Consider the following 13,814-nt stretch of genomic DNA (forward strand, 5'->3'; position numbering starts at 1 on the left):
CCGCTCCTCCCGTCGCGATCAGTGCCCTCATGCCCTCAGGGGTCACAGCGTCGCACACTGGCCGGACCGCTCGCCGCGGACCCGGTTGGGCACACCGTCGTCGGTGGGCGGCTCGGCGTTGCCCGAGCAGTCGAGCGAGCCGAAGATCGTCGACCCGGACACGACGGCGGCCGGCGCCGGCCCGTTCACCAGCGTCACCGCGCCGCGCACCGTCACATCGGAGAGGACGACGGGCGAGGCGCCGTCGGCCGTCACCGACCCGAACACCGAGCCGCCGTCGACGCGCAGGCCGGCGCCGCCGGTGACGGTCACCGAGCCGAGCACCGTCGCGCCGTCCAGGCACAACGTCCCCGCCGACGCCGTCAGGTCGCCGCGGTGCGTGCCGGTGACCGTCGTCGTGCAGCGCGGGGTGAACCGCAACAGCTCGTCGCCGGACGCGACGTACACGTCGCCGTCGCTGTGCGCGGCGAGGTGCGACGCCGACCCGGTCCACAGCTGCTCGACCCCCAGGGTCGACGGGTTCACGCGGACCAGCCGGGAGCCCGCCGGCGAGGCGTAGAGCAGCCCGTCGACGGCGCTGAACACGAGGTCGCCGGAGCTGCTGCCGCTCGAGCCCAGGCTCACCCGCTCCACCACGGACGCCGCCGCCACGTCGACGGCGAACAGGTCGGTCCCCGAGAGGCCCCACAGCCGGCCGGCGTCGTCGAAGGCCAGCGCCGGGATGGACGGCTTGCCCGGCGACGGGTGCAGCTCCCACAGCAGCCGCCGCTCGGCCACGGACCACGCGAAGACGGTCGCCTCCGGCTGGGTCGGCGGCGTGGCGGTCTGGCCGCCGTAGATGCTGGTCGACCCGTAGACGACGCCGTCGCGGTAGGCGAGCGCGACGATGCTCTCGTCGTCGATCAGGTCACGCTCGGCGTGCACCAGGGCGCCGCTGTCGGCGTCGTACAGGGCGAACACGCCGCCCAGCTCGCCGAGGTCGGGCATGGTGCCGACGGCGAGGTGGTCGCCGGCCGACGCCAGCGCCCGCGGCCGGATCTGCCGGTCGGCCTTGAAGTCGAACAGCCGCCGCGGGTTGTCGACGGCGCCGGGCTCCGGCGACGGGGAGTACTCCGGGCTGTGCCAGGGCAGCGCCGGGTCGTAGGAGTACACCCGCGCGTCAGGGTAGGCGCCGACGTAGAGCCGCCCGTCGTGCGTCGTCATCGCCTCGCTCTGCGAGAACGTGTGGAACTCCTCGCGCACGCCGGTGGCGGGGTCGACGGCCGCGAAGCCGCCGTTGAGGAACCCGCCGGCGTACACCCGCCCGTCGGGACCCTCGGTGAGCGCGGTGATGTCGATCGGCTCGCCCTCGATGGTGGTCTGGACGAACGACCACGCGCCGGTCGTCGGGTTGTAGCGGAACATCATCCCCCGCCAGAGCAGGCCGACGATGCTGCGCCCGGGGTAGTCGGGCAGTCCGAGCTCGGCCCAGCCGATGCCGCGGGTGTTGGCCACCCGGCCGGTGAACGGCATGTCGGTGCCGACGATGCTGCCGTCGCGCGGGTCGTAGCGGACCAGCTCGCCGGCCACGATCAGGTAGACGCGGCCCTCCTCGTCCGGCGGCGACGGCTCCAGCCCGTGCGCCGTCGCGATGCTGTCGACCCACCGGCCGGCGGCGATGTCCCAGACGTACAGCGGGCTCGGCGAGGCGGACCCGAAGCGGACGTACAGATAGTCGCCGACGACGTCGACGTCGTAGGCCCAGGCGGTCGAGACGTCCAGGCCGTCCGGCAGCGGCAGGGCGGTGCTGACGCCGGACACCCGGTCGACGGCGAACACCGCGGCGGGGTTCTCGGTGCCGGCGAAGACGGTGTCGCCGTGCACCGCGACGCTGCGCACGTAGGCGTGGGTCGAGGACAGCCGGCCGAAGTCGCGGAACGCGCCGGTCGCGGGGTCGTAGCCGAACAGCTTGCCGCCGGGCGACGTGCCGCCGTACACCTGGCCGTCGTCGGCGACCGACACGTCCCAGACGAACGTCTCGCCGGCGATCGGGTTGCCGAGCGCCTCGACGCCGTCCGCCGCGGTCCAGCGGTAGAGGCCGGGCGCGCCGTAGGTGCCGACGTACACCGAGCCGTCCGGGCCGGCGTCGACCGCCCAGGACCCGCCCGCGCCGGGCAGGTCGAACCGGGCCACCGCCTCGCCGGTCGCCGGGTCGACGGCGTTGAGGTGCGCCGGCGCCCCGGACGACGCACTCCACAGCACCGGCGTGCCGTCCGGGCCGGGTGCGAGCGTGCCGCCGATCAGCAGCACGTCCTGCAGGGGCGTGCCGAGCGAGGTGACCTCACCCGGTGGTGGCGCGTCGGCCGGGGCCTCGCCGGACGCGCCGGCGGGCGGTGCCGCCGCCGCGGTGGCGAGGGCGAGCACGAGGACGGCCGATCCGGACAGCAGCGCTCTCATCGCGGGGACCTCCGAGACGGCGAATGGGGGATCTGCACCGGGAGGCTACCGATCGCACGGATATCGGGCAAGGCCGAAATTCCCGGAGGTCTTGCCCAGGCTCGCCGCCGGCTGCCAGGATGACCGCCTAACGGGCCAGGCCGAAATGACCGATCGCGAGGAGGATGCCTTGACGAGGCTGCACCGATCGTCGCTGGCGGCAGTGGCCGCCGCACTCGTGCTGTCGCTGACGGTGCCGGTGGCCGGCGCGGGAACGGACGCCGCGACGGAGCCCGCTTCGGCACCGCGCGCCGCGTCCGCGCCGGTCGTCGGGGCCGAGGAATCCCTCGGCTACCCGATCGAGGGCCGCGTGCTGTCGCAGGAGCAGTCCCAGGGCGTCGACGCGCAGGGACGGCCGCAGGCGTACTGGGTGACCGCGGGCAACGAGGAGACCCCCGGGATGTTCCAGGTCACCGACCTGCGCAGCGCCGAGGTGGTGTTCGCCGAGCGGCTGCCGGCCGGGATCAACAGCTGGGCCAGCACGTTCAGCGTCGCCGACGGCACCGTCTACTTCGGCATGACCGAGGGCCAGCTGTACTCCTGGACGCCGGGCGACGACGCGGTGACGGCGCTGGGCGTGCCCTTCGCCGGCGAGGGGATCTGGCGGCTGGACGCCGCGCCGGACGGCATCGTCTACGGCGGGACGTACCCCGGCGGCCGGCTGTTCGCCTACGACCCCGCCACGGGTGCGTTCACCGACCACGGCCAGGCGGTGCCGGGCGAGACGTACGCCCGCACGCTGGAGGCCGACGAGGACAGCGTCTGGGTCGGCACCCAGCCGCGGGCCCGGCTGACCCGCTTCGACCGCGCGACCGGGCAGTTCCACCAGGTCGCGCTGCCGGCGCAGTACGAGACCCACGAGGTGGTCTACGACATGACGCTGGCCCGCGACTACCTGCTGCTGCGCGTGCAGCCGTCCAACGACCTGCTGGTCTACGACACCGGCAGCGGCGAGTTCGTGAACATCGTCCCGGGCATCTCCGGGCGGGCCATCTCGCCGCCGGACCCCGCGGGGAAGTACGTCTACTTCCGCATCGCCGCCGTCGGCATCGTCGCCTACGACCTCGACACCCACACCTACGCGCCGGTCGGCTGGGCGCCGAACGCGTTCCCCGGCAGCTGGGCCTGGGTCGACCTCGACCACCCCGACTTCCCGGGCCGGTCGCTGGCGATGACCTACTACTACGGCCGCATCTACATCTGGAACCCGGAGACGAGGAAGGGCCGCTACATCGGCGAGGCCGACCTGCAGGGTGCACCGAACACCATCACCGCACTCGGCTCCGGCCCCGACGGCGCCGTGTACGCCGGCGCGTTCCTGTCCCCGCCGGGCATGGCCCGGTTCGACCCCGCCGCCGGCGCGACGACGCTGCTGGCCGGCGCCGGGCAGGTCGAGGGGTTCGGCACCTACGGCGACCACCTGGTGTTCGGCCGCTACCCGAACGCCGGGCTGCTCGACTTCGACACGACCAAGCCGTGGAGTATGGGCACCAACCCGGGCCCGGCCGCCGTCATCACCGCCGAGCAAGACCGGCCGCAGGCCTTCGCCCAGGTCGGCGACGTCATGGCGGTGGGCAGCGTGCCGAAGTCGGGCCGGCTCGGCGGCGCGCTGAGCCTGTGGGACCCGGCCACCGGGCAGGTGGTGACGCACCGCCACGTCGTGCCGGACCAGAGCGTGGTGTCGCTGGCCGAGCGGGACGGGCTGCTCTACGGCGGCACGTCGGTCAACGGCGGCTACGGCATCGACCCGGTGGCCACCGAGGCCGAGCTGTTCGTCGCCGACCCCGCCACCGGCGCCGTCCTGCACCGGCTGGTGCCGGTCCCGGGCGGCCGGGCGGTCAACGGGCTGACGTTCGACGCCGACGGCACGCTGTGGGGCGTCGCGGACGGGACGCTGTTCACGTACGACACCGCCGCGCGCGCCGTCACCCGCGCGGAGCGGCTGTTCCCGCGCACCACGACCATGTACGGCCAGGACCGGCAGCTGCTGTTCCGCGAGGACGGCTACCTCTACGTCACCAGCTCCGGCAGCCTGTGGCGGGTCGACCCGCGGACCTGGGCCGTCACTGAGCTGGCGTCGGCCGGCGTGGGGTCGCTGGCCCGCGACGACGCCGGCTACCTCTACTACACCCGTGGCGCGGCGCTGTACCGGTGGAACTTCTCGCTGCGGCCCCAGCCGGTCTGCGACGTGACGGTCACCGGTCCGCACGCGGGCCCGCTGACGGTCACGGCCGGGACCACGTGCCTCGACGGCGCGGACGTCGACGGCCCGGTCCAGGTCAGCCCGGGCGCGGTCCTGGTGGCGGAGGACTCCGCGGTGCGCGGACCGGTGCGCGCGGTCGGCGCCGGCGGCGTCACGCTCGACGGCGTGACGGTGACCGGCCCGCTCTCGGTGACCGGCGCCGTCGGCGAGGTGTGGATCGACGGCACGACGGTGGACGGCCCGGTGGAGCTGCTGTCCAACTCCGGCGGCACGACGGTGTCCGGCCTCACCGTGACCGGCCCGCTCAGCTGCACCGGCAACGAGCCGCCGCCGGTGCTCGAGGACCTCGACGTCGACGGCCCGGTGTCCGGGCAGTGCAGGGAGGCATGATGCGACGCCTGATCACCTGGTTCGCCGCCGTACTGGTCGCGGCGGCCACGCTGACGGCCGGCGCGCAGGCCGTCGAGTATCCGGTGTTCAAGGACATCGGCGGGATGCCGCTGAACGCCGTCACCGCGCCCGGATCGGCGGTCGGCCACGGACCGGACGGCGAACCGTGGCTGTACCTGGTGTCGTCGGGCAGCCCGGCGGTGCTCAGCGTCGTCGACGCCCGCGACGGCAGCCGGGTGCACGAGTTCCCGCTGCCCGGATCGTCAGGCTCGTGGGCGGTCGACGTCACGCCGAACGGCGACGTCTACGTCGGCACCTACGGCGAGGGGCGCGTGTACCGGTACCGGCCGGGCGCCGCGGCCGTCGAGGACCTCGGCGTGGCGGTGGCCGGTGAGACCTTCGTCTGGTCCGTCACGCACGACGAGAACGGCGTCGTCTACGGCGGCACCGGCCAGTCCCGGGCCACCGTGTTCCGGTACGACCCGGCCACCGGCGCGACGACGAACCTCGGCTCGCTCGCGCCGGACGCCGACCCGCTGATCGTGCGCGGCATCGCCGCCGCCGGCGGCAAGGTCTACGCCGGCACCCACGCCACCACGAGCGTCGTCGAGATCGATGCGGCGACGGGGGAGCGGCGCGACCTGGGGCTGCCGCCGGGCGCCGACCCGGCGGCCGGGGTGTACGACCTCGACGTCCGCGGCCGGCTGCTGTTCGCCCGGTTCAGCCTGTCCGGCTCGCCGTCGCCGCTGCACGTCTACGACCTGGACGCCGGCGCCTGGGTCCAGGAGATCCCGGACGCCCACGGGCTGAGCGTGTCGCCGGTCGCCGCCGACGGGCGCACCGTCTACTTCGTCCGCGACCAGACACTGCACACTTACGACCTGGTGGAGCGGGCCTACGCGGCGACGTCGCTGACCGGCGTCAGCGACGTGCGCGGCTTCGACTTCCTGGACCTCGGCGACCCTGAGTGGCCCGGCGCCACCCTCGTCGGCCTCGACCACGTCGGCCGCTACTTCGTCTACTCGCCGGAGACGGGCCGGTCCGAGCTGCGTACCGCGGACGCCGTCGCGGCGCCGGGACCGGTCCGCTCGATCGCCGAGGGCCCGGACGGCCTGCTCTACGTGGGCACCTTCCTGGCCGGGGGCATGGCTAGCTACGACCCGCGGACCGGCGCGAAGACGCAGTTCGCCTCGGAGATCAGCCAGGCCGAGGGCATGGTCACCCATGACGGCGCCCTCTACGTCGGCACCTACCCGTGGGGCGAGATCCTCCGCTACGACCCGGACCAGCCGGCCGAGCCGGGCGTGAACCCGAAGCCGGTGCTGCGGCTGTACGAGGACCACGGCCAGTCCCGCCCGTTCGCGCTGGCCTCGGCCGGCGACCATCTCGCGATCGGCACGGTGGCGAAGAACGGCTCGCCCGGCGGCGGCCTGACGCTGCTGAACACGCGCACCGGCGAGTCGTGGTTCGACGACGTCGTGCCCGGGCAGAGCGTGGTCGCGCTGACCTACCGCGACGGCGTGCTCTACGGCGCCACCTCGGTGTACGGCGGCGTCGGCGGGCCGCGGCCCACCCAGACCGATGCCGTCGTCTTCGCCTACGACATCGAGGAACGGCGCAAGCTCTGGGAGATCGCGCCGATGCCCGGCGAGGGCGCCATCGGCGAGCTCGCCTTCGACGAGAACGGCAAGCTGTGGAGCCACACGACGGTGTCGGTGTTCCGCATCGACGTCGCGACGCGGACGGTCGAGGCGCGCCGCAACTACGAGCCGTACCCGTGGGACACCATCGACTACGCGCACGTCGGCTCGCGGCTCTGGTACGACCCGCACGTCGACCAGCTCTACGTCGTCTCCCAGCGGAACATGTACCGGATCGACCCCGTGACGCTGGACCGCGCCCGGGTGTTCCGGCCGGCCTCGTACGGGTTGCTGCACACCAACGGCAACGTGTACATCGCCCGTGACCTGCAGTACTGGGAGTACACGCCGAGCGCCCGCCCGGCGGCGGCCGCGAGCGTGGCGGCGGACGCCGTCCCGGCCGGCCGGTCGCAGACGGTCACGTTCACCGGCCTCGGGCCGGGCGAGCAGCTGGAGGTGTGGCTGCGGCCCAACGCCCGGCAGCTGGGCACCGTCCGCGCCGACGCCACCGGCACGGCGAGCCTGACCTTCACTGTTCCGCTGGACCGCGGCGGCGAGCTGACCCTGGAGGGCCGCCGGCTCTCGACCCGGGGCGCGCTGTGGACGTCCTTCGAGGCCACGGCGCCGGTGTGCGACGTCACCGTCGACGGACCGCACGCGGGCCCGGTGCGGGTCACGTCCGGCCTCACCTGCCTGGACGGCGCGACGGTGGGCGGCTCGGTTCAGGTGAGCCCCGGGGCGATGCTGGCCGTCACGGACTCGGCGGTCGCCGGTCCGCTGCGCACCGACCGCGCCGGCGGCGTGGTGCTGGCCGGCGCGACGGTGGGCGGCCCGGTGACGGTGACCGGCAGCACCGGCGCGGTGTCGATCACGCGGTCGTCGCTGAGTGGCTCCGTCTCGCTGGCCGGCAACACCGGCGGCGTCCGGTTCGCCGGGAACCGGGTCGTCGGCGGGCTGTCCTGCGCCGGCAACGATCCGGCGCCGGTCCTGGACGAGCCGAACGAGGTCACCGGGCCGGTGCGCGGGCAGTGCGCGGACGGACGGTCGTGACCGGCCGGCGCCCGACAATGGATAGTCTGCATCGGTGGCGAACACGCGAGGCGCGGCGGAGCTGACCGGACGGCTGCGGTGGTCCCTGGTGGCCGCGGCCGCGACACCCATGCGGGCCGACGGCAGCACCGACCCCGACGTCTGCGAGGCCTACTTCGGGCAGCTGGTGCGCGGCGGCGCCGGCGGGCTGGCCGTCGCCGCGCACACCGGCCGGGGCGACCGGCTGTCCATCGCCACCAAGTCCGAGCTGGTCCGCCGCGCCGCCACCTTGGGCGTCCCGGTGCTCGCCGGGGTCGGCGGCAGCGCGGAGGGCCCCGGCCACGACCTCGAGTGGGCGGCGACGGCGGGCGCGGCCGGCGCCGACGCGCTGCTGGTTTTCCCGCCCGCCGACGCCGACCCCGACGCCGTCGTCGCCCACCACGAGGCGGTCGCCCGGGCGTCCGGGCTGCCGCTGATCGCGTTCGACCTCTACTTCCGGCCGTACGCGCCTGAGACGCTGGCGCGGGTGCTCGACCTGCCGGACGTGTGCGCGTTCAAGCCGGCCCGCCTGCACGACGCCATCGCCTGCCAGGAGAGCATCGCGGCCGCCCGATCGCGCGGCCTGCTCGTCCTGACCGGCGAGGATCGCATGCTCGGCGCGTCGCTCATGTGGGGTGCCGAGGGTGCGCTGATCGGGCTGGCGGCGGCCTCAGTGCAGATCACGGTGGCCGCGGTCGAGACGTTCGCGGCGGCGGTGCACACGTCGGCGCGCGACGCCGCGGCCCGGTTCCTGGAGGTGTCGGCGATCGTCGACGAGGTGGCCCGGGTGACGTTCCGCCCGCCCTACGAGGGCTACGTGCAGCGCATGCTGTGGCTGGCCGCCGACGAGGGCACCGTGCCGGCCGAGTTCGCCGTCGACCCCTACCGGCCCGCCGACCTCGACGACGCCGAGCGCGACGAGGTGGTCCGCGTCGTGCGGCAGTGCCGCGACCAGGTGCGCCGCTGACACCTGGTGTCAGCGTGACCGCGTAGGCTCGCAGATCATGGAGCAGGAAGGACTGTTCGGCGGCGCCGCGCCGTCGGTGCCCGCGGGGTCGCTGTCCGGCGCCGACGACGACGTCGCCGGCAAGCCGCTGGCGGTGCGCATGCGCCCACGCACGCTCGACGAGATCGTCGGGCAGCAGCACCTGCTCGGCCCGGGCACGCCGCTGCGCCGGCTGGTCGAGCAGGACCAGCCGATGGCGCTGGTGCTGTGGGGGCCGCCCGGCACCGGCAAGACGACGCTCGCCTACGTCGTCAGCCGGGCCACGCAGCGCCGGTTCGTCGAGCTGTCCGCGGTGACGGCCGGCGTCAAGGACGTCCGCGCCGTCATCGACACCGCCCGCCGCGAGCTGGTCCGCACCGGCACCGGCACCGTCCTGTTCGTCGACGAGGTGCACCGGTTCTCCAAGACCCAGCAGGACGCGCTGCTACCCGGCGTCGAGAACCGGTGGGTGTCGCTGGTCGCGGCGACCACCGAGAACCCGTACTTCGCGCTGATCAGCCCGCTGCTGTCGCGGTCGCTGCTGCTCACGCTCGAGCCGCTCGACGACGACGCCATCCGCGAGGTCATGCGCCGCGCGCTGACGTCCGAGCGCGGCCTCGACGGCGTCGTCACCATCGACGACGACGCGCACGACCACCTGCTCCGGCTGGCCGGCGGCGACGCCCGCCGGGCGCTGACCTACCTCGAGGCCGCGGCCGGGGGAGCGGTCGACGGCGTCATCACGCTCGACGTTGCCGAGAAGGCCGTCGACCGCGCCGCCGTCCGCTACGACCGCGACGGCGACCAGCACTACGACGTCACCAGCGCCATGATCAAATCGATCCGGGGCAGCGACGTCGACGCCGGCCTGCACTACCTCGCCCGCATGGCCGAGGCGGGGGAGGACCCGAAGTTCCTGGCCCGACGGCTGGTCATCCTCGCCAGCGAGGACATCGGCATGGCCGACCCCACCGCGCTGCAGACGGCGGTCGCCGGCGCCCAGGCGGTCCAGCTGATCGGCTGGCCGGAGGCGCAGATCACGCTGGCCCAGGTCGTCATCGCACTGGCGCTGGCGCCGAAGTCGAACAGCGTGGTGCGCGCGATCGGGTCCGCGGTGGCCGACGTGCGGGCCGGGCTGGCCGGCGCCGTCCCGCCGCACCTGCGCGACTCGCACTACGCCGGGTCGAAGAAGCTCGGCCACGGCACGTCCTACGCATACGCCCACGACGACCCCCGCGGCGTCGTCGAGCAGCAGTACGCCCCAGACGCGGTGAAGGACAAGCAGTACTACCAGCCCGGCACCCGCGGGGCGGAACGCGACTACGCCGACCGGTACGCCAGGCTGCGCAAGATCGTCCGCGGAGAGTAGGTTCGCCCGGGGGGTTGGCCCCGTCCCCCTGCTGCCCGATTGTCTTGGCCGCGTACGCGCGCCTCAAGCGGACTATTGGGCGCTTCGCGCGGCGATGACCGCTTGACCCGCGCGCCCGCGGCAAAGAACGGGCAGCTATCAGGGGGGACGGGGGAAGAGCGGCGACGGCTGCTGGGGGCGTCGGCCCGTTCTGTGTGGCGTTGGTGTCGTTGGGCGTCCACATCGCGAGATTTCACCGTGATTCGCGGGCCATCACGAGGATTACCCCAGCGTCAACACCCTTACAGGCATGGTGATGCTCAGGCAATCCTCGTGATGTAGGCGATCGTGGATGATCATCGCTGTCCACGACTCGACAAACGGCGCGAAACGGGCACGGCCAGCGTGAGGCGTGCCCACATCCTCCCCGTCCCCCTGATAGCTGCCCGTTCTTGGCCGCGAAGCCGCGGGTCAAGTCCGCCCGTCGTCGCGAAGCGACTCCATGGCGGACTTGAGGCGCGGTTTCGCGGCAAGAGAATGGGGCAGCAGGGGGACGGGGAGCCCAACGCACGCCACACCAAGCGTGCCAGTCGTCAGCCCAACCCGGCGGTCACCGCGTCGAGCAGCGCGACCGGCGCCACCATCATCGCCGCCTCGGTGTCGGACGGCGGCTCGCCCTTCTGGGCGGCGACGAGGAAGCGGTCCAGTACGGGTGCGGTGTAGTCGGGCGGCAGTGCCAGCTCGCGCGCCTCGACCGCGCCGGCCCGCACGACGGTGGCGTGGAACGGCGCCTCCCCGGCGACGAACGTCAGCGTGACGTGCACGTCGCCGATGGTGGTGAGCGCGGTGACGACGCCGCGCCCCACTCGCACGTCCACCGGTCCGAAGCCGGCGGGCTCGCCGACGATCTGGAGCGCCGCCTCGGCCAGGTGCACGCCGTAGAAGTACAGGCCGCCGTACGGCCCGGCGGGGTCGGCCGGCCCGCTGACGTGCACGGCGGCTGGCCTGTCGCCGGCCAGCTCGGCGACGGCGGGGACGAACCGCAGCGCCGACCCCTCGTACAGTGGCACACCGTGCGCCCGGGCCGCGTCGACGATGGCCGCCGCGTCCGCCGCGGACCCGGCCAGCGGCTTGTCGACGAACACCGGAAGCCCGGCCTCGATCAGCGGGACCGCCTCGGCGCGGTGCGCTCGTCCGTCGCGCGTGCAGATAAGCACCGCGTCGACCGCGCCCACCAGGTCGCCCGGCTCGTCGACCAACCGCGGCGGCTGGTCGCCGGCGGCCGCGGCGAGCGCGCGGTTGCGCTCGGTGTCGCCGCCGGTGAGCGCGACCACGCGGGCGTCGCCGTGCCGGTGCTCGACGTTGAGCAGGCGGACGAACTGGTCGACGTGGCTGCTCTCCGTCCCGACGACCCCGATCCGCATGGCAGCCGAGCCTACGGGATCGCCCCCACCTCCCGAGTTGATCTTGGAGTTCTTCGGCAATTCCAGCCCGAATTGCCCGATAGATGGCCGAACAACTCCAAGATCAACCGTGGCCGGCGGCGGCGAGGTAGCGCTCGGCCAGCGAGCGCAGGTGGGCGCGCAGCTCCGGCGGGTCGAGCACCTCGAACGGCGCGCCGAGGCTGCCCAGGTAGCCGGCGAGGTCGTGCCAGGAGTCGCCGCCGGTCTGCAGCAGGCAGCTGCCGTCCTCGAGCTCGGTGACGAGGCCGCCCATCGCGGTGATCTTGTCGCGGACCACGTCGATCGGCGCGTCGAGGCGGACCCGCGCCTGCTCGCGGTAGGCCTGCGACCCCACGCCGCGCAGCACGTGCGCGACGGCGTCGCCGCCGGGCGGCTCCCGCGGCGTGAACCGCGGCCCCGTCGGCACTCGAGGCCGGATGCGGTCGGCTCGGAACGTGCGCCAGTCGTCGCGGTCGAGGTCCCAGGCCAGCAGGTACCAGCGGCGTCCGGTGTAGACCAGCTGGTGCGGCTCGACCCGGCGCACCGACTCCGCGCCGTCGTGCCCGGCGTAGTCGAAGCGCAGCTGCTCGCGGCCGTGCACGGCCGCCGCGACCGCCATCAGCACGTCGGCGTCGACCCGGGCGCCCACGCCGGCGGCCGACGCCGTCGCCGATCGAAGCGCGTCGATGCGGTGCCGCAGCCGCGACGGCAGCGTCCGCTCCAGCTTCGCCAGCGCCCGCAGCGACGTCTCCTCGATGCCAGTGACGGAGCCGGCGGCGGCCGCGCGCAACCCCAGCGCGACGGCGACCGCCTCGTCGTCGTCCAGGATCAGCGGCGGCAGCGCCGACCCGGCGCCCAGGCGGTAGCCACCCGCCGGGCCGGTCGTCGACTCGACCTCGTAGCCCATGATCCGCAGCCGCTCGATGTCGTTGCGGACCGTCCGCGTGGTCACCTCGAGCCGCGACGCCAGCTCCGCGCCAGACCACTCGCGTCTGACCTGCAGCAACGACAGCAGCCGCAGCAGCCGCACCGACGTCTCCAACATGAACGAAGTCTCCCACGAATTGAGGAACCGTACGTTCCACAACCCTCGTTAACGTCGTTCTCACCAGTAAGCAAGCACACGAAGGAGAGTTCGATGAGCATCGACCTGCGCGGCTTCTGCACCCTGAACTTCTACGCCGGCGACATGGCCGCGGCGCGGGCCTGGTACACCGAGGTCCTCGGTCGCGGGCCGTACTTCGAGGCGACCGACCCGGCGTCGGGGCAGGTCGGCTACTACGAGTGGCGCATCGGCGACCACCAGGACGAGTTCGGCATCATCAACGCCGCCTGGCGGTCGCCGGCCGACCCCACCACGCGGCAGGCACCCGGCGGCGCCGTCATGAACTGGCACGTCGACGACCTCGACGGCACCCTGGCGACGCTGGTCGAGCTGGGCGCCACCGTCCACCAGCCGCGGGTCGACCGCACCCACGGGTTCGCCAACGCCTCCGTCGTCGACCCGTTCGGCAACATCATCGGCCTCATGTACAACCCGCACTGGAAGGCCCTCGCCGACGGAGCGGACGGGGCGGACGGGGCGGACGCGTGAGCGAGGTGCTCGTCTTCGACGACGCGGCCGGCTGGGACGCCTGGCTGGCCGCGCACCACGACACCAGCGACGGCGTCGTCCTGCGCATCGCACGGAAGGGCGCGCCCGGGCTGACCATCCGCGCGGCCCAGGAGGTGGCGCTGTGCCACGGCTGGATCGACAGTGTCCGGCGGCGCGGCGACGACCAGCACTTCCTGCAGCGGTACTCGCCGCGGCGCAAGGGCAGCCCGTGGTCGGCCGTCAACGTCGCGCTGGCCGAGGAGCTGACGGCGGCCGGCCGGATGCGCCCGGGCGGGCTGGCCCAGATCGCCGCCGCCAAGGCCGACGGACGGTGGGACGCCGCCTACGCGTCACAGGCCACCGCCACCGTCCCGGACGACCTGGCCGCGGCCCTGGCGGCGGACCCGGCCAAGGCGGCCGCGTTCGAGGCGTTGACGAAGTCCGGCCGGTACCTGATCCTGCTGGCGCTGATGAAGGCCCGTACCCCGGCGGCGCGGAAGAACGCCCTGGAGAAGGCGTTGGCCGGGCTGCGCTGAGGTCGCCTACCCTGAAGGACATGGACATGGTGCCGACCCGCGGGCGAGCAGTCGCAGGCCGCCGCGCAGCCGTCTCCCGGTCGTGACCGCGCCGGGTGGTCCGGCGCGGTAGGGTCAGACGCTTGAGACGACC

The 13,814-nt window shown here is 73.9% G+C and carries 9 protein-coding genes; 6 read left to right on the top strand and 3 right to left on the bottom strand.

The window, feature by feature from the left end:
• Positions 1 to 42: 42 nt before the first annotated feature.
• Positions 43 to 2,436, bottom strand: coding sequence for a ligand-binding sensor domain-containing protein (locus DY240_RS21070; protein WP_119661810.1), 2,394 nt, complete (start codon positions 2,434 to 2,436; stop codon positions 43 to 45).
• A gap of 169 nt (positions 2,437 to 2,605) precedes the next feature.
• Here DY240_RS21070 and DY240_RS32155 point away from each other — a divergent pair, with 169 nt between their 5' ends.
• From DY240_RS32155 to DY240_RS21090, 4 genes are all read left to right on the top strand, one after another.
• Entirely contained in the window at positions 2,606 to 5,068 is a 2,463-nt protein-coding gene (locus DY240_RS32155) for a ligand-binding sensor domain-containing protein (protein WP_158602928.1), read from the top strand.
• On the top strand, positions 5,068 to 7,758 hold the full coding sequence (locus DY240_RS21080; protein WP_119661811.1) for a PQQ-binding-like beta-propeller repeat protein: 2,691 nt from the start codon (positions 5,068 to 5,070) through the stop codon (positions 7,756 to 7,758). The genes DY240_RS32155 and DY240_RS21080 overlap by 1 nt, the downstream gene beginning before the upstream one ends.
• A 34-nt stretch (positions 7,759 to 7,792) precedes the next feature.
• On the top strand, positions 7,793 to 8,743 hold the full coding sequence (locus DY240_RS21085) for a dihydrodipicolinate synthase family protein (protein ID WP_199701935.1): 951 nt from the start codon (positions 7,793 to 7,795) through the stop codon (positions 8,741 to 8,743).
• A gap of 139 nt (positions 8,744 to 8,882) precedes the next feature.
• Positions 8,883 to 10,130, top strand: coding sequence for a replication-associated recombination protein A (locus DY240_RS21090; RefSeq protein WP_407659360.1), 1,248 nt, complete (start codon positions 8,883 to 8,885; stop codon positions 10,128 to 10,130).
• Positions 10,131 to 10,702: 572 nt separating this feature from the next.
• Here DY240_RS21090 and DY240_RS21095 read toward each other — a convergent pair.
• Positions 10,703 to 11,533 (bottom strand): Gfo/Idh/MocA family oxidoreductase, encoded by an 831-nt coding sequence (locus DY240_RS21095; RefSeq protein ID WP_119661813.1) that lies wholly within the window; start codon positions 11,531 to 11,533, stop codon positions 10,703 to 10,705.
• Positions 11,534 to 11,636: 103 nt separating this feature from the next.
• A complete protein-coding gene (locus DY240_RS21100; RefSeq protein ID WP_119661814.1) occupies positions 11,637 to 12,596 on the bottom strand; it encodes a helix-turn-helix transcriptional regulator in 960 nt (319 codons plus the stop codon).
• Between the two features lie 93 nt (positions 12,597 to 12,689).
• Here DY240_RS21100 and DY240_RS21105 point away from each other — a divergent pair, with 93 nt between their 5' ends.
• Both DY240_RS21105 and DY240_RS21110 read left to right on the top strand, forming a co-directional pair.
• Positions 12,690 to 13,145 (top strand): VOC family protein, encoded by a 456-nt coding sequence (locus DY240_RS21105; protein ID WP_119661815.1) that lies wholly within the window; start codon positions 12,690 to 12,692, stop codon positions 13,143 to 13,145.
• A complete protein-coding gene (locus DY240_RS21110; RefSeq protein ID WP_199701937.1) occupies positions 13,142 to 13,681 on the top strand; it encodes a YdeI/OmpD-associated family protein in 540 nt (179 codons plus the stop codon). Before DY240_RS21105 ends, DY240_RS21110 begins: the two co-directional genes overlap by 4 nt.
• Positions 13,682 to 13,814 lie beyond the last annotated feature (133 nt).

The sequence above is a fragment of the Jiangella rhizosphaerae genome (genome assembly GCF_003579925.1).
Lineage (GTDB): Bacteria > Actinomycetota > Actinomycetes > Jiangellales > Jiangellaceae > Jiangella > Jiangella rhizosphaerae.